We start from the raw sequence: 19,319 nt of genomic DNA, 5'->3' as shown, positions 1-19,319 counted from the left end.
AGGGTAATGCGGCATGAACAACAAACTAATAAAGGTACTTCTCGTTGATGACGACGAAGACGATTACTTCCTAACGAGGGAGTATTTTAATGACCTCGTCAACTGGAAATTTGATATTACCTGGTGCGCGACGTTCAGGGATGCGGAGAAGGAGATCAAAACTAAAAAGTATGATCTGTACCTTTTCGATTATCTGCTCGGCGAAAGTACAGGTATTGACCTGATCGATCTGGCCTGCCAGTTTGAATGCGAGGAACCGATCATACTTCTGACCGGAAAAGGCGATACTAAGATCGCTGTCGAAGCACTTCGCCTGGGCGCTGCCGATTATCTGATTAAAAGTGAGCTCGACGCTGAAAAGCTGGAAAGGAGCATCAGGTATGCGCTGGAAAGAACTTCTGTTTTAAAAGCACTGAAACACAGCGAAAGAAGGTACCGACGTGTTTTTGAAGAGTCCAATGATTTTCTGTTTATCAGTGATCTAGCAGGCAATATAATCGATTTGAATGCTTCCGGCAGCGTCCTGACAGGATATGCAGAAGACGATCTTAAATTGAAGAATATCGTCGAACTGATTGAGGATCCGCAATTTAATGCACTCTGGGGAAATATTAAGGACCATACCATTCACGATCACGAAGTGCGGCTGCTTACCAGGGAGGGCGACAAAAAGTACTGTCTCTTTTCCGCTTCCGTAGAAATAGACGACGACCACCCTTACATTCAGGGGCGGCTGCATGATATGACCGCCAGAAAGCAATCGGAACGCGAGCGTTTGTTTTCCGAAAAAATGGCTGTTACAGGTCGGCTCGTGCGCATGCTGGCGCATGAGGTACGTAACCCGCTTACAAATGTGAACTTGTCGGCCGAGCAGCTCGAAATGGAGCTGACGGACGAAGACCAGAAATTTTATACACAGATCATCAAGCGGAATTGTACCCGTATTAACGATCTGATATCCCAGCTCCTGCAACCCTCGAATTCTGCTGATATAGAGTTGGTTAACAATTCGGTGCACACTGTTTTGAGTCAGGCAATAGGAGCGGCGCTTGACCGTGTGCAATTGAAGCGGATCCAGATCGTCACCTACTTTGCAGAAGAAGAACTGGCTATCCCGCTCGATTCTGTTTCCCTGCAAATGGCTTTTCTCAACCTGATAACGAATGCGATCGAGGCGATGGAGGAAGATAAAGGTATTCTTACTATTTCCACCAGAAACCACAGTGAAGGTGTTCAGGTGATCTTTACAGATAATGGTTCAGGCATTAGTGAAGAGCATATTGAGAAAATCTTTGAACCCTATTTTACGGGTAAAAATAATGGTATGGGGATCGGGCTTTCGACTACTATGAGCATTATCCACGCCCATCACGGACGTATAGACGTACAATCGGAAGTGGGTGTGGGAACCACATTTACGATCACTTTCAAGCCGAATGCACTCCTCCCTGACGCGCAGATCTGATATTCGCCGCATTAAAAGCAGGCGCAGTCTGCACGTATAAGGCCCACCGCCAGATTCGGATCACATTTCATGTTATGCCGCGTATGCATTTTTCGTCTTGCGATTGAAGAATGCGTATATGATCGGAAAGACTAGCAAGGTCAGGACGGTCGCTGTGATCAGTCCGCCGATCACGACGATAGCAAGTGGCTTCTGCGTTTCCGAACCAATACCTGTTGATGTTGCAGCCGGAAGCAATCCGATCGCCGCCATTAATGCGGTCATCACCACCGGCCTGATCCGAGACTTTACACCTTCCCTGATCGCCTCGTCGAGTGGCATTCTCGCCGACAGGTTTTTATTAAATACCGAGATCAGGATCACCCCATTCTGAACGCAGAGCCCGAATAGGGCTATAAATCCAACCCCGGCGGAAATCCCGAAGTTCATGTGCGTAACGTGCAGCGCAAGTATTCCACCAATCAGCGCGAATGGAACGTTGATTAACACTAAACCTGCATCTTTTGCATTATTAAACATAATGAAGAGGAGTATGAAGATCCCGATAAGGCTGATCGGTACCACCTGGCTGAGGCGCTCTGTTGCCCGCACCTGGTTCTCGAATTCGCCCGACCAGTTGACAGAATAGCCTTTCGGAAGATTTTGCAGCATTGGTTTCACCCGGCTTTGTGCATCGGCGATCGTACTCCCAAGATCACGCTCGCGCACGGAGAATTTTACCCCGATAAAGCGTTTGTTATTATCCCGGTACACAAATGCAGGTCCGGTTACGGTTCTAATGGTGGAAATTTCTTTCAATGGTATCTTGCCGCCGGTTAGTGTCGGGACCATCAGTTGCTGGATATCGTCCACATTGCTGCGGTATTGCTGCTCGTATCGCAGCCGGATATCAAATTTTCGTTCGCCTTCATAGAGGATCGAGGCAGTTTTACCGCCGATCGCCATTTCAATGACCGCCTGCGCGTCGGAGATACTCACACCATATTGGGCCATTTTATGATCATGCAGGATCACACTCACTTCGGGCTGGCCAATATTCCGCAGAATGCCCACATCCTTAATCCCCGGCACATCTTTGATCGCTTCGAGCACTTCGTTTGCTTTGGTATTCAGCGTTTCCAGATCGTCGCCGTAGATTTTTACGGCATTACTGGCATTCATTCCCGCCACGGCCTCGGCTACGTTGTCGATAATAGGCTGCGAATAGTTGTAGTTGATTCCCTGGAACTGTTTCAGCTTGGTGTCCATTTCTTCGATCAGCTGGTCCTGCGTAATCTTGCGCGTCCATTCAGATTTCGGTTTCAGATTCACCTGCATTTGAACATAATAAAAACCGGAAGGATCTGTTCCGTCATTGGAGCGGCCGGTTTGGGATAATACACCATTTACCTCCGGAAATTCATTGAGTTTTCCACGGAGAACGCTCACCATTTTAATCGTCTCATTCAGAGAGCTGCTCATCGGCATTTTAGCTTCTACCCACAATGTGCCTTCGTTAAGAGTCGGAAGGAATTCGGTACCCAGGAATTTGGCAGAAAAGAGGCTGACACTCAGAAAAATCATTGCAAAAAGAACACTTAATCTCTTACGCGCATAGCACCATTCAAAGCCGCGGGAAACCGAGCGGTCAAAGAATCGGACGATCGGATTACTTTTTTCGCGTACGTTTTTGTTGAGTAAAATTGAGCAGAGTACCGGAACCAGCGTCAGCGTATACAGCAGTGCGCCGAGCAGGGCAAATCCCAGGGTGAAAGCAAGTGGTGTAAACATCTTTCCCTCGACTTTCTGGAAACTAAAAATCGGGATCAGTGCAGTGATAATGATCAGCTTAGAAAAGAATATTGCCTTCCCAAGCTCGCCGCCGGTCTTCTTGATAAGCCCGAGTTTTGCAAGTCTGTTGTAACGTTGCATTCCATTTTTATGTGCCAGATGGTCGAGCGAAACAAATATCCCCTCCACCATGACCACCGCCCCGTCGATGATGATACCGAAGTCGATCGCCCCCATCGAGAGTAAGTTGGCCGACATACCCATGAGTTTGAGGCACATGAATGCAAAAAGCAGTGCAAGCGGAATGATGATCGACACGATAACTGTCGTGCGCCAGTCGGCCATAAAAATGAATACGATCACGGTCACGAGCACAATACCTTCAATCAGGTTGTGCTTCACGGTATGCGCACAAAATTCGATGAGGTTGTCGCGGTCGTAAAAAGTGACCATTTTCACATCCGGCGGAAGGATTTTGGTATTCAATTCCGCTACTTTTTCCTTGATACGCGCCAGTACCTCGCTCGGATTCTCGCCTTTGCGTTGTACCACAATACCTTCCACCACATCATCATTTCCATCGAGTCCAACCTGTCCGACACGCGGCATATCTGACTCTTTCACATCCGCCACATCCCTGACCAGCACGGGATTATCTTTTACAAACTCAACGATGATGTTCTCAATATCCGGAATGGAGTTCAGTAACCCGATCCCCCGCACCACATAAGCCTGCCCGTTTTTCTCGATCACATCGCCGCCTACATTGATATTGCTTTTTGAAACCGCTTGGTATACTTCCAGCGGCGTGATGTTGTATTTAACCAGCTTGGTCGGATTTACCTGCACTTCATAAATCTTCTCCCGGCCACCAAATGCAACCACGTCAGCTACACCCGGAATGCTTCTCAGTTGTCTGTCGATCACCCAGTTATGCAGCGTGAGCAGCTCGCGGCTGTCGCGGTCTTTGCTTTTTAAAGTAAATCTAAAAATCTCTCCGGTAGGACCGTACGGCGGCTGAACGTCAGGTTCCACGCCGTCGGGCAGCGAGATATTCCTGAGCTGGTTATTAACTTGCTGCCGGGCGAAAAAGTCTTCTACGTGGTCATCAAAAATGATCTTGATAATGCTCAAACCGAACATCGTCGTGCTCCTGACGTTGGTTTTCTGCTGCACCGAGTTCATCGCCACCTCAATCGGCACCGTCACAAATCGCTCAATTTCCTCGGCGCTGCGCCCATTCCATTCCGTAACGATGATGATCTGCGTATTGGTAACGTCCGGAAAAGCTTCCAGCGGCGTATTGCGATAGCTGACAATACCCGCCACAATCAGCAGGCCGGTCATGAAGAATATGAAGAACCGGTTTTTCAAAGAAAACCCGACGATACCTCTAATGAATTTGTTCATCGAGTGAATGAGTGGATGAATGAGTGAATGAGTGAATGAGTGAATGAGTGAATGAGTGAATTGGGAGGAAAGGGAGGAAAGGGAGGAGGGAGAATGGAGGAAGGTAGGAATGGAGAAGGTAAGCGTAGCGTAGCTTTCTTTCCCTTCCCCTTCCTCCATCCTCCCTTTCCTCCTTCCTCCCTTTCAATCATTCAACGCGTCGTACACGAGCAGCTGATTTTTCGAGATGACGGTTTCTCCCGGTTCGAGTCCGGATTTGATGTAGGTCCGGTTGGCGAGGGAGCGGTAAACATCTACCGGACGGGTTTCGATTTTCGAGCGGCTGTGGTATACCATCACCCAGTTCTTGCTCCGGTCAAAAATGATCGCTTGCGAGGGGATAGCCTGCATTTCACTGCCTTCCTCGAAGTTGAGGCTCACGGTCGCGTGCATTTCAGGTTTTAGTTTAAAGCCCACATTTTGCAGCTGAATGCGGATCTTCATTGCCTTGGTATCCGGGTCGAGGACGTTGTATATTTTGTCTACTTTTCCTTTGAATACCTCGTCGGAAAAGCTGATTGTACGCACTGCGGCCGCCATTCCGAGCTTAATTCTCGGAATATCACTTTCATTCACATTCGCCATCACCCACACATCGGCGATCTGGCCGACTGTAAAAAGACTTTCGCTATTGTCTGACCGGAGCTGCATGCCGCGGTTGACATTTTTATCAATAATAAAACCATTGATCGGCGACTTTACCGTGTAATTGGTAGATTTACCCAAACCATAAATGGAGAAAATTTCCTTCACTCTGTTCAGCTCCGCCTGCGCTTTATCCACCATCTGGCGGGCAGAAATCACGTCGCGCTCGGGTACCAGCTTACTTTCAAAAAGATCTTCGGTTGAAGACAGATTCTTTTGCGCCACAAGCAAATCAGATTGAGCCTGGATCATTTGTCGCTCAAAATCAGCCACTTCTCCCGACCGGATCACCGCCAGCTTCTGACCTTTCCGCACATTATCGCCCAACTCCACATCCACTTCTTCTACATTACCACCCACCAGCGGATATATCTTGATCACCTGGTTTTCGTCAGGCACTACTTTTCCCACGAGCGTGAGTTCGTTGCGCACCGCCTCCGTGCGAACCGTATCGAGTGTAATACGGCTCATCATGGTATCCGACAGCATAAATGCTTTCGATTCCTCCATATGCTCCTTCTTCTCGCAAGCTGCCAGACTGAGCCCGGCGACTGCAAATGCGGCTGCATAAATTATATCCTTCGTCATAACATGAAATGGCGATGCCGCCGGTAAGTGATAATCGTTGAAAATCAGTTGAATAGCTCCTCGCCGACCACGTAGTTCAGCTCTTCGTAAACCTTAATGCGATCGGCCTGCAACCGGTTATATTCTTGGATGCTTTCGTTGTAGGTTTCGATAAAATCGATGAATTCGAGGAGGGTTATATTTCTTTTCTGGAAGTTGTCGTAAATGCCGGTACTCAACAGCTGGAACTGATCTGTAAACTGGTTTTCAACGCTCTGATAAGCCTTTTCAGCAATGTTCACTTTCTCGATTGCAGCGTCCACCTGGTTGCCGATGCTGTTCTGCCGCGCGTTTTCGGCCGTTTTGTAGTAGCTGATATTTGTTTTCGCAGCCCTGATATTTCCCTGGTTTCTATTGAAAAAAGGAAGAGAAATGGACGCATTCACACCAAAATAGTGATTGACATAATTACTCGCCTGATCGTACACTGCCCCGATCTCGATGTCGGGTACCGCGAGCGCTTTTTGAAGGGTATAATTGAGTTCCGCCTCTTTGGTTTGCGACTGGGCTACTTTCAGGTCGGCGCGGCTCTGTAATGCTCTGTCTATCAGTGTCGAAGGTGTGTATCTGGCGAGCTGGTAACGCCGGATATCCGAACTGTCCACGGTCGGTTTTACGGGCCGGTCGGTATTTATGAGCGTGCGCAGGTCGCGCTGGTTTTCCTGTATTTCAAAGAGAATATCGGCCCGGTTGTTAGAGAGCTGGAATAGCAATGCTTTCAGGCGGACAACCTCTTTCAGCGAAATATTTTTGCGCTCATATTCCTTCTGAAACGCGGCTACCGTCGTAGTTAGGGTATTAATTTGATTGTCATACAATGCAACCGTCTGTTCCAGGTAATAGGATTCGAAGAAAATCTCGCGCAGCTCGAATTTCAGTGTGCGGATCAAATCATAAAACTGGTATTCACTCTTGCGCGTCGATTCCACATCCAGCGCCACCTGCTTGTTACGCTTGCCGGCGCGGGTGATCATTTGTGAAATCGTAAACGCTTTTTGTCCATTTTTGCCCACATCAAATGCGCCCCGGGAGGGATTATAGGCACTTACCTCAACACCAAACGTCGGATTATTCCAGAGCCTATCCTGTATCTCGATCGACTTGGCAATATCGATCTGGTATTTTTCAGCAAGTAATTCGAGATTGTTTTGGAGAAAAAGGCTGTCAGCCTGCCTGGTGGAAAGTCGGAGCGTGTCCTGTGCGTGTAAAGTGTGTGCAAGGGAAACGAACAGCCCGAAAATGTAGATTCGCATGATTTCTGTTTTAGAATGATGCGATATTCGGGTAGCAGTATTATAGGAGGCTTAAAACGAAGTTAGAAAAAAATTAGAAGTACCCTTTACCCCTAAATCCCCTGGGAGGGGACTTTACAATGCGCCCGCCCTAACCAGTAGCAACGAAGAACCCCCTTCAGGGGGCAGGGGGAAGGGGAGCAGAATGCAGGGAAAGGAGGTCAAACATGCTCCAATTGCACTTTAAACTCACTTCCAACACCCATTTCGCTCGTAACCGAGATAGTGCCGTGGTGCAGCTCGATAATGCGCTGACAGATTGAAAGGCCGATTCCAAAACCCGGTTGGTCGGCAGCTTGCGTGGCCCGGAAAAATGGGTCGAAAATATGCGGCAGGTCGTTTTCACTGATCCCGATCCCGTTATCCCTCACTTTAACCGTACAGAATTTCGGGTCAGTGGAAATAATGATACTGGCGTGCTGATCGCTGGAATATTTACACGCGTTATCAAGCAGATTCACAAGAACCCGTTTCAACAGTTCTTCATTTCCTTTTACAACGGTTTCATTACCGTTTTCCGGAATGCGCTCATAATCAATATCCACGCGGTAGGCAGGGTGGGAGGTGAGCAGTTCATCTTTCGCCACAAAAACCAGATCTTCAATGTGGATCGTGGTCATTTTAAAATTCGTGGAGTTCTCGTAAGAGCGGGCGAGGAAAAGCAGACTATTCGTGATGCTGATCAGCCGCTCGGTATCCGAAAACAGGTTACCGAACACCTCTTCCAGCTCGGTGTTATTTTTGGTAAATCGCTGCCCAAGCTGGATCTCGGACTTCAATGCAGCCAGCGGCGTGCGCAGCTCGTGGGAAGCGTGGGAGACAAAGCTTTTTTGTTGCTCAAATGCATTGTTCAGCCGCGCGAGCACTGTATTGAAATTGATTGCCAGCTGCGCGATCTCATCCTTTCGATCGCCCTCGTCGAGTTTTTGAGAAAGATTTTGAGCCGTAATAAGTGAAACCTGTTCGTTGATCCGGCTGATCGGCCGCAGTGCATTGCCCGCGAAATAGATCCCCAGCCCGATCGTGACAGCAATACCTGCCAACAAACCCCATCCGAGGGTATGTTTTAGATTGGTCAGTTTACTATGTCCAAAAGTATCGTAAGCCGAGGCCAGTACCACCAGCGGCTCGCTTTCATCCTGATACAGCAAGCCTATCACCTCATTTTCACCCTGATGATATTCGATATACCTTTCCTTTCGTACTTCGTCGAGCAGCGAAGCCTGGTAAGTAAGCAGCTTATCGTCGACGCTGGAATAGACCATTTCATTCTGGCTGTCGAAAATCAGAACCTTCTCATCGAGCATTTCGGAAAGGGTATTCTGGTCGATCGCTTTCAGTAAATGTTTGTCAATCCCCTGCACTTTCACGAGCAGCCGGCAGGTAGTTTCAGCGCGGCTTTTCAGACGATCATAAAATTCTTCCTGTCTGTAATGTTCTGATACACTGTAAATAGCAAGTGAAAACAAAAGCAGTATCGCCGCTACCAAAAGCGTGAATTGCAGAGCGATACGTTCCTTTATTTTCATATCCATTAATTATTCCTCTCTCATAACATACCCCATTCCAGGGCGCGTGTGGATCAGTTTTACGGCAAAGTCCTTGTCTACTTTTTTACGTAAATAATTGATATACACTTCCACTACATTGGTTCCGGGATCGAAGTTAAGGTGCCACACGTGCTCGGCCAGGTCCATTTTGGAAACGACCCGCCCCCGGTGCTGCATGAAGTATTCCAGCAATGCAAATTCTTTGGCCGTCAGCTCAATAGGATTCCCGGCGCGTTTTACCTGTTTGGTTCCAAGGTTCATTTCCAGGTCGGCGATACGCAGGGTTTTGTCAGTTGATTCGGGATTATTGATTTCTGATATCCGGAGTGCCGCATTGATTCTTGCCAGCAACTCCCTAAAATCGAATGGTTTAACAATATAATCGTCTGCGCCTCGATTCAGACCTTCCACTTTATCTTCAATCTCCCCATAAGCAGTGAGCATGATAATGGGCAGCGCAGGTTTGTAAATCCGGATCTGTTGGCAAACCTCATATCCGCGCATTCCCGGCAAATTCACATCCAGCAAAACGAGATCGAATTTTTTATCCAGCGCAAGTTGCTTGCCGGTGATTCCGTCGTAAGCGATTTCGGTTTCAAACTGCTCGGCAGCGAGACCGCGGAATATATTCTGGGCAATTCTGCGGTCGTCTTCTACTATCAATATTTTTTTCATCATGCTTGAAAAAGTGAGCCGCTATAACACGGTAAGTGCCTGTTCCAGGTCCTGGATCAGGTAATCTGCATCTTCCAAACCCAGGTACATCCGCGCCATTCTGTGTTTTTCGACGGTCGGATCAAAATTTTCGGGAGCAATACCGGCCGCCTGCGGCAATATCAGCGACTCGTGCCCGCCCCAGGAAACTGCTACCAGAAAATGTTTCAAGGAATAGGTAAACCGCTCGATCGCTTCGTGCGAATCAGCCTTCAAAACAATCGTAAGTAAGCCGCAGGCGCCAGATAGCTGCTTTCTAGCCAATTCTATCTGCGGGAAATTTTCATCAAATGGAAAGATAACGCGCTCGATCTTCGGATGATTTTTTAGAAAACCAATTACCTTTTCGGTCGTTTTGGTAATGTGCTGCAACCGAACCGGCAATGTGCGCAGCCCGCGCAGGATCAACCACGCATTGAAAGGCGAAATACCGGAACCGTTATTCAAAAGCTGCTCGTTGAATATCTTTTGCAGCATATCCTTTCTGCCCGTCAAAACGCCCGCCACTGTGTCACTGTGACCGCCGAGGTATTTCGTCGCCGATTGCAGGCTAAGGTCAATACCGAGCGAAATGGGTTTTTGGTGTAAAGGTGTAGAATAGCTGTTATCGACGATAGTGATAATGCCGCGCTCCTTAGCCAGCCGGGCCACAGCTTCGAGGTCCTGCATTTCAAAAGTATTGGAATTGGGGCATTCCAGGTATATAATGCGGGTATTGGGTAAAATTGCTTTCTCGAAATTTTCGATCCTGGTACCGTCAATGTAGGTAGTCGAGACATTGAACCGCGGCAGCATATTATCAAACATTCGCCAGGCCCAGCTGTAAGGTTTGTCCACCGAAATAATATGGTCTCCGGCACCGACATTTGCCAGAACGGAAGCAAAAATAGCCGACGCTCCGCTGTTAAAAACGAGTGCATCTTCCGCGCCGTCGAGCGCCGCCAGTTTTTTGCGCAGAATTTCAATGGTAGGATTTTTTCCTCTGGAATATAAATAGGCAGAATCTTCGTTTTCGAATGCTCTCCTTAAATCTTCAAAAGTGTCGAAAACGAAATTGCTGGACTGCACGATCGGTGGAGATACAGCATTGAAATACAGGCTCCTATCTTCGCCCAGCTCGTTCAGTATATGGGAAATTTCCATTAATACGGGGTTAATCTTAATGTGTTGGCAAAAGGGATATTCGCTTACGAAATCACAGGATATCTTTGGGAACGATCTCGGCAATAGCCTCGGCGGGCGCTTCAAATACGATCCCCTGTTCGAGCGAATGGATAATTGCTTTATTGCTGTGTGCAAAGTAGCAGGTATCCACCCCTAGCTCCTGTATATTTTTTAAAAGCACCGTAGCCTCAGGCTTTGGCCGCTTACGCGTTTGCCGAATATAAACTGCGCGGATATTGGAAGGGAAAGTCCTGCAAATTTCTTCATAAATCTCAGGATCTTTCTGAGAATCGTCGCCGAGCAATATGAATTGCAGTTCGGGATAAAAATTAATGATATTATGGATCTTCCGAAGCTTGTGCAAATGGGAGCCGCCGCCAGTCATTACAAAATCGTCCAGCCCGGACTTGATTTTTTTTAATTTCAATATCGCCTTGGGCAGCCCGTTCAATTCTGCAAACCTGACGATCATATCATACAGGTTCCACTCACTGCTCGATACATAGAAAAAAATGTTGCTCTCTTTTTGCGGGTGCGTCCGGCTGGCAAAGGAAAGCAGCCGGTAGTGTTTTACCACGTCGTCGAAAGGCTTTCTGGCCTGTACATTGCGGGCCAGCAGCACAAATAGTTTTCGAAACGAGCGGCGGCTGTGGGAAATCAGGAAAGTATCGTCAATGTCGGAAATCAGTCCGTAGGACGTTTTGTAGGGTAGAAAGAATTCCTCGGTGCTTACAGCGTGGTATTTTTTTCCGTTCACCTCATCGTCCACAGTTACTTCATAGGTGTGCCAGCCGCTGGGCAAAGTTTCGGTCAGCGGAACCTGGAAACGGAAATAACCGTCTGCCTCGGCGGTCGTTTCAGCCGTTACGTTACCGACTTTGAGGAAAACTTTAAGGAATGGAACAGGTTTAACAGAGAACAATTCTATGATCGTTCTCGCGTACCGAAAGCCGCTACGTGTGTACTTACGATCACCCGAAGGATATTTTTTGACAATATGCCCAAATACAACCAGTTCCTTTTTATTCGCATAACCGCGATACAGCTTCAAGTCACAACGTTTCATACTTATCTTTAACCCACTTAGACTTCAGGTCCCTAATTTAGCCAATATGTTTTCAGAACGAAAAGTTTTGCTGGTTGTTAATCCGATCTCCGGAGATGTCAACAAGGATGTTATTTTTGAAAGAGTGATAGAAAAAACGGGCCAGGACGGATATGACCTGCGTATTTACTCCACCACAGGCGAGCACGACCTCGAAACGATCCGGGAGATGGTGACCACACTGAAACCTGAGCGGATACTGGTAGCAGGCGGCGACGGGACAATATCGCTGGTAGCGCAGGCTGCGTACGGTTCCGACGTGACTATGGGTATTATTCCCGCCGGGTCGGCCAATGGACTTTCGGTAGATTTTGGTCTGTCAGGTTCTCTGGAGCAGGCAATTGAAGTTGCATTTGGTGAGAAGATCATGCATATGGACGCAGTTTCGATCAACGGCGATATCAGCTTGCATTTGAGCGACTTAGGGTTAAATGCATTATTGGTCAAAAACTATGAAAACAGCGAGACGCGGGGAAAGTTGGGGTATGCGCGGGAAATGCTGAAAACGCTGAGCGAGCACGAAAATTTCCTGGCGAAGATCACGGTGGATAATGAAGTGATCGAGACAGATGCATTGATCGTGATCATTGCAAATGCCCAGAAATACGGAACCGGCGTTACGATAAATCCGGCGGGAGATATGGCCGACGGATTTTTCGAACTGGTAATTGCCAAAAAGCTTGATTTTATTGAAACAGCCAAGATCCTGGCCGGCAATACAGATTTCAATCCCGAGATCATGCGGGTTATTTCAGTCAAAAATGCTGTGATTGAATGTTTGGACAAAGAGGCGCATTTTCAGATCGACGGAGAATATAAAGGAATGGTGACGAAAGTCGAGGCGCATATTTTGGAGAAGTATATTAAGGTGGCGGTGTTGTAATGCCAAACCAGTAGTTCTCCGCCAATAGGGCTTTTTTGTCAAAACCTATAACTCTTTACCACTCTACAAAATGAAGGCTGTTTTTCTCTTGATATCCGGTTTGCTTTTTTGTCATTTTAAAAGTGCCGGACAGGCTGTTGAGCTTTGCCAGGGTGCTTATTTTACCGAGCAGCAGGGAAAGGAGTTTCTGGAAAAACGTAAGGTAACTTCGAAAGTAGCGTGGGAAACCCGCGCGGCGCAGATCAGAAAGCAGATCCGCGAAGGAATGGACCTGCAAACTTTGCCACCAAAACCAACTTCAAAGCAGATCGTCCACAGCCGGAAGGAAATGGACGGTTACTCGATAGAAAGTGTTGCTTTTGAGAGTCTGCCGGGCATTTATGTTACTGGTAACCTGTACAAACCACTCAAAGAACAGAAATCTTACGCCGCTATTCTCAGTCCGCACGGGCACGGCGAAAACCCGCACGGACGTTTTCGCGAGCAAACCCAAAAACGCTGCGCTACTCTTGCCAGAATGGGCGCGATCGTATTCGTTTGGGATATGGTAGGGCAGGGCGATGCTAAGCAATGCGAACATAAGATGCCGAAAGCGCTCAAATTGCAGACGATCAATAGCATTAGCTCGCTGGATTACCTTCTTTCTATTCCCGGTGTTGATCCTGAGCGCGTAGCAGTTACAGGCGAATCGGGTGGCGGTACACAGACTTTCCTGTTAGCGGCACTGGACGATCGGATCAAGGTATCCGTGCCGGTCGTGATGGTTTCGAGTTATTTTTTCGGAGGATGTGTGTGCGAAAGTGGTATGCCGATTCATAAAAAAGGCGATTACCAGACCAATAATGTGGAAATAGCCGCACTGGCAGCTCCCCGGCCGATGATCATGATCTCGGACGGAGGTGACTGGACCAAAAATACTCCCGAGGTCGAATATCCTTTTGTCAAAAGTATTTACAGTTTGTATGGAAAAACGGACCAACTGGAAGCTGTTCACCTGCCAGACGAAAAGCACGACTTCGGCCCCTCGAAGCGCAATGCGATGTATGCTTTCATGGCGAAACATCTGAAACTCGACCTGAAAGCGGTTTCTGATGCATCCGGAAAAATCGACGAGGAGCCGGCAAAAGTTCTAACTCAAAAAGAACTCGAAGTTTTCAATGAAGCGCACCCACGGCCAGCCAATGCGGTGATGGGCGACGCAGCTGTTATGGGACTTTTGTAACAGTTTTCGTTCATGATCATCATTATCGTTTTCGCTGCAATTGTCTTCATCGTACTCAGTTCCACTGTTTTCAAAATGCACCCGCTCGTGGGTTTGCTGCTCGCGGCGATCGGCGTAGGCGTTTTTGCGGGGCTTCCTATTGACAAATTGGCCGAAACGATTGGGAAAGGTTTTGGGGAATTAATGTCGAAAATCGGTCTGATGGTGATATTAGGCTGCGTGATCGGCGCTATTCTGGATAAATCGGGCGCGGCGATTAAAGTGGCGGATGTAATATTGAAGCTATTTGGCGAAAAGCGTCCTGCATTTGCTATGTCGGTGATCGGTGGAATTGTGGGGATACCTGTTTTCTGCGATTCAGGTTTTATCATTTTACACAAACTCAATCAGATTGTTGCTAAAAGAACGGGACAGCCGCTGGCGACCGTGGCACTTTCCCTTTCCGGAGGATTATTTGCTACCCACACATTGGTGCCGCCTACTCCGGGTCCATTGTCGGCTGCGGGTAATCTTGGCATTGCTGATTCGGTGGGGCTGGTGATATTGATCGGTTTGGTCGTTTCTATTCCAAGCCTTTTTCTATCGACCTGGTTTGCAGGAAAGTACGCGCGGAATGTTGTAATCGTGTCAGACGCAGCGGTTGAAGAGCCGGTTATGGTCCCGGAAACTCTCCTCCCGCCGGCCTGGAAAGCATTTATGCCTATTGTTCTTCCTATTTTATTAATTACACTTGCCTCCTTTGCCCGAATTCTCGATTTTCCGGAAGTTTGGATTAAATGGCTGGGTTTCTTAGGCAGCCCGCTCGTCTCGTTCCTGTTGGCGATCTTTTTCAGCTATTCATTATTTGCCGAATCCGCAGCTGAACGCATGATGGAATGTTTCAAAAGTGGTATCGAGCATTGCGGTACAACACTCGTATTAGTAGGTGCCGGCGGCGCTTTCGGGGCTATTTTAAAGGAAACACCTTTGAAGGAAATGGTGAGTGTGTGGCTGCTGAACAACGAAATGTCGGGCGGTTACCTGCTGTTGATCGCATTTGCAATCGCGCTCTTTTTCAAAACAGCACAAGGTTCGACTACTTCTTCCATGGTGCTGACAACCAGCATTCTGGCTCCCTTGCTGGCCTCGCTCGGGTTCGTAACACCTGTGCAAATTACATTGGTAGTTATGGCAGTAGGAAGTGGGGCAATGGTAGTATCGCACACGAATGACGCCTGGTTTTGGGTTGTATCGCAGTTCACAGGGATTTCTGCCAAGGATACTTACCGTACCCACACGATTCTGACGGGATTGCAGGGAATTGTGAGTTTCGCTGCGGTGATGGTTTTGTATTGGATTTTAGGGTAAAATACATCGGAAAACCCAGAGGCATTTAATAGCTTGTCATCCTGAATAGAGTTAAAACTTGTCACCCTGAGCGGAGTCGAAGGGGACGGTACTGCTTGATTAGTAACGCCTCCTTCGACTCCGCTCAGGGTGACAAAAAAAGGGTGACATTTCCGTCCTTAACCATCAATAGCCAGGGAGTTAACTCCCCGGCTATTGATATTTTGAATATTTATTTTTGCTTATACGCCCAGCTCGGCCAAAACTTCCGAAACCTTCGCTGCTGCTTCTTTGAATTCGATCGCAGACTGTACTTTCAAACCTGATTCGTTGATAATCCTTGCGCCTTCTTCTGCGTTGGTTCCTTGCAGACGAACGATAATTGGAACAGGAATTTCGCCAATTGCTTTGTAAGCTTCCACCACACCAGCAGCAACGCGGTCGCAACGTACGATACCACCGAATATATTGATCAGGATCGCTTTTACATTCGGGTCTTTCAGGATAATACGGAAACCTGCTTCAACGGTACGTGCATTCGCGCCACCTCCAACATCGAGGAAGTTAGCGGGCTCGCCACCAGAAAGCTTGATAAGGTCCATTGTTGCCATTGCAAGTCCGGCACCATTTACCATACAACCTACGTTTCCGTCCAGTTTCACGTAGTTCAGGTTATTTGCACCTGCTTCTACTTCCAAAGGATCTTCTTCGTTGGTATCGCGCATTTCAGCAAGCTCAGGGTGACGGTACAATGCGTTATCGTCCAGATCAACCTTCGCATCAACTGCTAATATCTTATTGTCAGATGTTTTCAAAACCGGGTTGATTTCGAACATCGCTGAATCACTTTCTATATAAGCTTTGTAAAGCGAGGTGATGAATTTCACCATTTCTTTGAAAGCGTCGCCTTCTAATCCAAGAGCGAAAGCTACTTTACGTGCCTGAAACGGCTGCAATCCAACTTTTGGATCGATCCATTCCTTCATGATTTTTTCAGGAGTATGCTCTGCAACTTCTTCAATGTCCATACCGCCTTCGGTGCTGGCCATGATCACGTTGCAGTTTCTGCCACGGTCCAGAAGGATCGACAGATAGTATTCTTTCGGCTCGCTGGCGCCTGGATAATAAACGTCTTCGGCGATCAATACTTTGTTTACGCGTTTTCCCTCGGGACCAGTCTGGTGGGTCACCAATACTTTACCCAGAATATTGTTGGAGATAGTTCTTACATCTTCTACTGATTTGGCAAGCGCCACGCCACGTTGTTCGGTACCAACGATGCGGCCTTTTCCGCGGCCACCGGCATGAATTTGGGATTTTACAACATACCATTTGGTGCCCGTCTGCTGGCTTAGCTCGCGAGCTACTTCCACTGCCTTGTCAGGAGTGTCGGCTACAAGGCCTTCCTGAATACGCACACCGTATTTTTTAAGAACGCTTTTGCCTTGATATTCGTGAATATTCATGAGTATAAAAGTAAATTGGTATTTTCACGGCAAATTAAGGAATTAATCAAAACGGGCGAAGGAATACGCTCAATTATCTTCAATCAGATCATGAATTTACTTCAGGCAAATGGGATTAGGCGTACATATGGTTCTTTACAGGTTTTGAAGGGAATTGATCTGGAAGTCACAAGTGGAGAAGTGGTGGCGATAGTTGGCCCTTCCGGTGCTGGTAAAAGCACATTTTTGCATATTCTGGGCACATTGGACCGGCCGGAAGAAGGACAGGTGATTATCGACGGTGTCAATGTTTTCGGACAAAAAGACAAGGATCTGGCCCGGTTCAGGAACGAGAAAATTGGGTTTATTTTTCAATTTCATAACCTGCTCGCTGAGTTTACCGCACTTGAAAATGTGTGCATGCCCGGCTATATAAATGGTCAGATAAGTGAAAAGGATATTATTACGAGAGGGAAGGAATTGCTTGATCTGCTGGGTCTTGCGGGACGAATGGATCACTTGCCTTCCCAGCTTTCGGGTGGCGAGCAGCAACGCGTCGCAGTTGCACGCGCGTTATTGAATAAGCCTGCAATCGTATTGGCCGACGAGCCCAGCGGTAACCTGGATTCGCATACGGCCCTCGACCTGCATCAGCTGTTTTTTAAGTTACGGGATGATATCGGGCAGACGTTTATTATCGTCACCCATAATGAAGAGCTCGCCGGAATGGCCGATCGCCGCCTTGTTATGCAAGACGGAAAAATGCTCTCATGAAAATTTCTAAAAAAAATCTTACTCAAATATGTGACCGAACCAATGGACGTGCGTCTAAAGGAGTATGTTTTTCATAACGTTGAGTAAGTAAATAGCCGTTTGAAAGTTTTAAGCGGATATTTTGATTTTTGGTTGCTAGTAAAAAAAACCGCCGGGTAATCCCGACGGTTTTTCTTTACTAGCAAGAATGCTTTTGGAATTACATCATTCCACCCATTCCGCCGCCGTGGCTGTGGCCACCGCCAGCAGGAGCGTCTTCTGGTTCGTCAGCAATTACACATTCTGTTGTCAACAACAAACCTGCGATAGATGCTGCGTTTTCAAGAGCCAAACGGGATACTTTCTTAGGATCAATGATACCAGCTTCCAAAAGGTCTGTATATACATTGTCTTTCGCATTGTAACCGTAAGCGCCGGTTCCTTCTTTCACTTTCTGAACAACAACCGAAGGTTCCTGACCTGAGTTAGAAACGATTGTTCTCAAAGGAGCTTCCAAAGCAACGCGGATGATATTGATACCGGTTTTTTCGTCTTCGTTAGAACCTTCAACTCCTTCCAGCGCAGCAGTTGCACGGATGTAAGCTACACCACCACCCGCTACGATTCCTTCTTCAACAGCAGCGCGGGTTGCGTGCAATGCATCGTCAACACGGTCTTTTTTCTCTTTCATTTCAACCTCAGTTGCAGCTCCGATATAAAGGATAGCTACACCACCTGACAATTTAGCCAGACGTTCCTGAAGTTTTTCGCGATCGTAATCCGAAGTGGTATTTTCGATCTGCGCTTTGATTTGGTTTACACGGCCCTGAATATCCTCAGAGTTACCTGCACCATTTACCAAAGTTGTATTGTCTTTGTCGATAATCGCTTTTTCGCAAGTACCCAGGTAATCCAAAGTAACGTTTTCCAATTTGAAACCGCGCTCTTCGCTGATAACCTGACCGCCGGTGATTACTGCGATATCTTCAAGCATTGCTTTACGACGGTCACCGAAACCAGGAGCTTTAACAGCAGCTACTTTCAATGCACCGCGGATTTTATTTACTACCAATGTTGCAAGTGCTTCTCCGTCAACATCTTCTGCCAAAATAAGCAAAGGACGACCAGTTTGAGCTACTGCTTCCAATACAGGAAGAAGCTCTTTCATGGAAGAAACTTTTTTCTCAGAAATCAGGATATATGGACGCTCTAAATCAGCTTCCATTTTCTCTGTATTAGTTACAAAATATGGAGACAGGTAACCACGGTCAAACTGCATACCTTCTACGGTTTTAACTTCCGTTTCAGTACCACGCGCTTCTTCCACAGTGATCACACCTTCTTTACCCACTTTCTCCATCGCCTCAGCGATCATCTGACCGATCTCTTCGTCGTGATTTGCTGAGATTGTAGCAACCTGAGCGATCTCTTTTGAAGTTGTGATTGGTTTTTTCTGTGCTTCAAGATCTCTAACGATGATTTGAACAGCTTTGTCAATACCACGTTTCAAATCCATTGGGTTAGCGCCAGCTGCTACGTTTTTAACACCGATCGAGTAGATCGCTTGTGCCAGAACAGTTGCAGTTGTAGTACCGTCACCCGCAGAGTCAGCAGTTTTAGAAGCAACTTCCTTCACCAACTGAGCTCCCATGTTTTCGATAGGATCTTTCAGGTCAATTTCTTTTGCAACAGTAACACCATCTTTGGTGATGCTTGGAGAACCGAATTTTTTGTCAATTACAACGTTACGACCGCGGGGTCCCAATGTAACTTTTACGGCGTCAGCCAATGTGTCCACGCCCTTCTTGATCTTGTCGCGTGCTTCTGTGTCAAAAAATATTTTCTTAGACATAACAGTTAATAATTTGAAATAACTTTTAGAGAAACTTAATGAATATTAATTGTCAGA

At 47.2% G+C, this 19,319-nt stretch carries 14 protein-coding genes; 5 read left to right on the top strand and 9 right to left on the bottom strand.

What is annotated here, in order from left to right:
* Positions 1-13 precede the first annotated feature (13 nt).
* Complete coding sequence (locus LZG94_RS13835) at positions 14-1,465, top strand: ATP-binding protein (protein ID WP_233792463.1); 1,452 nt, start codon at positions 14-16, stop codon at positions 1,463-1,465.
* 72 nt (positions 1,466-1,537) lie between these two features.
* On the opposite strand, the gene LZG94_RS13830 is transcribed toward LZG94_RS13835, so the two are convergent.
* The 7 genes from LZG94_RS13830 to LZG94_RS13800 form a co-directional block, all read right to left on the bottom strand.
* On the bottom strand, positions 1,538-4,645 hold the full coding sequence (locus LZG94_RS13830; protein WP_233792462.1) for an efflux RND transporter permease subunit: 3,108 nt from the start codon (positions 4,643-4,645) through the stop codon (positions 1,538-1,540).
* Positions 4,646-4,828: 183 nt separating this feature from the next.
* Complete coding sequence (locus LZG94_RS13825; protein ID WP_233792461.1) at positions 4,829-5,917, bottom strand: efflux RND transporter periplasmic adaptor subunit; 1,089 nt, start codon at positions 5,915-5,917, stop codon at positions 4,829-4,831.
* Between the two features lie 44 nt (positions 5,918-5,961).
* A complete protein-coding gene (locus tag LZG94_RS13820) occupies positions 5,962-7,209 on the bottom strand; it encodes a TolC family protein (RefSeq protein WP_233792460.1) in 1,248 nt (415 codons plus the stop codon).
* Positions 7,210-7,409: 200 nt separating this feature from the next.
* A complete protein-coding gene (locus LZG94_RS13815; protein ID WP_233792459.1) occupies positions 7,410-8,777 on the bottom strand; it encodes a cell wall metabolism sensor histidine kinase WalK in 1,368 nt (455 codons plus the stop codon).
* A 9-nt stretch (positions 8,778-8,786) separates the two neighbouring features.
* Positions 8,787-9,473 (bottom strand): response regulator transcription factor, encoded by a 687-nt coding sequence (locus tag LZG94_RS13810; protein ID WP_233793122.1) that lies wholly within the window; start codon positions 9,471-9,473, stop codon positions 8,787-8,789.
* 21 nt (positions 9,474-9,494) lie between these two features.
* The gene (locus LZG94_RS13805) at positions 9,495-10,655 is read right to left on the bottom strand and encodes a PLP-dependent aspartate aminotransferase family protein (RefSeq protein ID WP_233792458.1); all 1,161 of its coding nucleotides are present in this window, start codon (positions 10,653-10,655) and stop codon (positions 9,495-9,497) included.
* A gap of 52 nt (positions 10,656-10,707) precedes the next feature.
* Positions 10,708-11,742 carry an App1 family protein gene (locus LZG94_RS13800; RefSeq protein ID WP_233792457.1) on the bottom strand — a complete coding sequence of 345 codons (1,035 nt, stop codon included), beginning with the start codon at positions 11,740-11,742 and terminating at the stop codon, positions 10,708-10,710.
* A gap of 46 nt (positions 11,743-11,788) precedes the next feature.
* Here LZG94_RS13800 and LZG94_RS13795 point away from each other — a divergent pair, with 46 nt between their 5' ends.
* The 3 genes from LZG94_RS13795 (at position 11,789) to LZG94_RS13785 (ending at position 15,233) form a co-directional block, all read left to right on the top strand.
* Positions 11,789-12,664, top strand: coding sequence for a diacylglycerol kinase family protein (locus LZG94_RS13795; RefSeq protein ID WP_233792456.1), 876 nt, complete (start codon positions 11,789-11,791; stop codon positions 12,662-12,664).
* Positions 12,665-12,734: 70 nt separating this feature from the next.
* Entirely contained in the window at positions 12,735-13,886 is a 1,152-nt protein-coding gene (locus tag LZG94_RS13790) for a S9 family peptidase (protein ID WP_233792455.1), read from the top strand.
* A gap of 12 nt (positions 13,887-13,898) precedes the next feature.
* Complete coding sequence (locus LZG94_RS13785) at positions 13,899-15,233, top strand: GntP family permease (protein ID WP_233792454.1); 1,335 nt, start codon at positions 13,899-13,901, stop codon at positions 15,231-15,233.
* A 221-nt stretch (positions 15,234-15,454) separates the two neighbouring features.
* Here LZG94_RS13785 and sucC read toward each other — a convergent pair whose 3' ends face one another.
* Positions 15,455-16,678: an ADP-forming succinate--CoA ligase subunit beta gene (gene sucC / locus LZG94_RS13780; RefSeq protein WP_215232537.1), complete on the bottom strand. Its 1,224-nt coding sequence runs from the start codon at positions 16,676-16,678 to the stop codon at positions 15,455-15,457.
* Between the two features lie 90 nt (positions 16,679-16,768).
* On the opposite strand from sucC, the gene LZG94_RS13775 reads away from it, so the two are divergent.
* Positions 16,769-17,431, top strand: a complete 663-nt coding sequence (locus LZG94_RS13775) for an ABC transporter ATP-binding protein (protein WP_233792453.1) — start codon at positions 16,769-16,771, stop codon at positions 17,429-17,431.
* Positions 17,432-17,630: 199 nt separating this feature from the next.
* Here the strand turns inward: LZG94_RS13775 and groL are convergent, their stop codons facing one another.
* Positions 17,631-19,262 carry a chaperonin GroEL gene (gene groL, locus LZG94_RS13770; protein ID WP_233792452.1) on the bottom strand — a complete coding sequence of 544 codons (1,632 nt, stop codon included), beginning with the start codon at positions 19,260-19,262 and terminating at the stop codon, positions 17,631-17,633.
* Positions 19,263-19,319 lie beyond the last annotated feature (57 nt).

This window comes from Dyadobacter sp. CY343 (assembly GCF_021390335.1).
Lineage (GTDB): Bacteria > Bacteroidota > Bacteroidia > Cytophagales > Spirosomataceae > Dyadobacter.
The sequence above is the reverse complement of the archived record's forward strand: the minus strand, read 5'-3'. Positions and strand labels throughout refer to the sequence as shown.

Coding starts and splice junctions, on each gene's coding strand:
- LZG94_RS13820 (WP_233792460.1), bottom strand. CDS start 7,209: ATGCGAATCTACATTTTCGGGCTGTTCGTTTCCCTTGCACACACTTTA.
- LZG94_RS13835 (WP_233792463.1), top strand. CDS start 14: ATGAACAACAAACTAATAAAGGTACTTCTCGTTGATGACGACGAAGAC.
- LZG94_RS13825 (WP_233792461.1), bottom strand. CDS start 5,917: ATGACGAAGGATATAATTTATGCAGCCGCATTTGCAGTCGCCGGGCTC.
- LZG94_RS13815 (WP_233792459.1), bottom strand. CDS start 8,777: ATGAAAATAAAGGAACGTATCGCTCTGCAATTCACGCTTTTGGTAGCG.
- LZG94_RS13800 (WP_233792457.1), bottom strand. CDS start 11,742: ATGAAACGTTGTGACTTGAAGCTGTATCGCGGTTATGCGAATAAAAAG.
- LZG94_RS13805 (WP_233792458.1), bottom strand. CDS start 10,655: ATGGAAATTTCCCATATACTGAACGAGCTGGGCGAAGATAGGAGCCTG.
- LZG94_RS13830 (WP_233792462.1), bottom strand. CDS start 4,645: ATGAACAAATTCATTAGAGGTATCGTCGGGTTTTCTTTGAAAAACCGG.
- LZG94_RS13795 (WP_233792456.1), top strand. CDS start 11,789: ATGTTTTCAGAACGAAAAGTTTTGCTGGTTGTTAATCCGATCTCCGGA.
- groL (WP_233792452.1), bottom strand. CDS start 19,262: ATGTCTAAGAAAATATTTTTTGACACAGAAGCACGCGACAAGATCAAG.
- sucC (WP_215232537.1), bottom strand. CDS start 16,678: ATGAATATTCACGAATATCAAGGCAAAAGCGTTCTTAAAAAATACGGT.
- LZG94_RS13790 (WP_233792455.1), top strand. CDS start 12,735: ATGAAGGCTGTTTTTCTCTTGATATCCGGTTTGCTTTTTTGTCATTTT.
- LZG94_RS13775 (WP_233792453.1), top strand. CDS start 16,769: ATGAATTTACTTCAGGCAAATGGGATTAGGCGTACATATGGTTCTTTA.
- LZG94_RS13785 (WP_233792454.1), top strand. CDS start 13,899: ATGATCATCATTATCGTTTTCGCTGCAATTGTCTTCATCGTACTCAGT.
- LZG94_RS13810 (WP_233793122.1), bottom strand. CDS start 9,473: ATGAAAAAAATATTGATAGTAGAAGACGACCGCAGAATTGCCCAGAAT.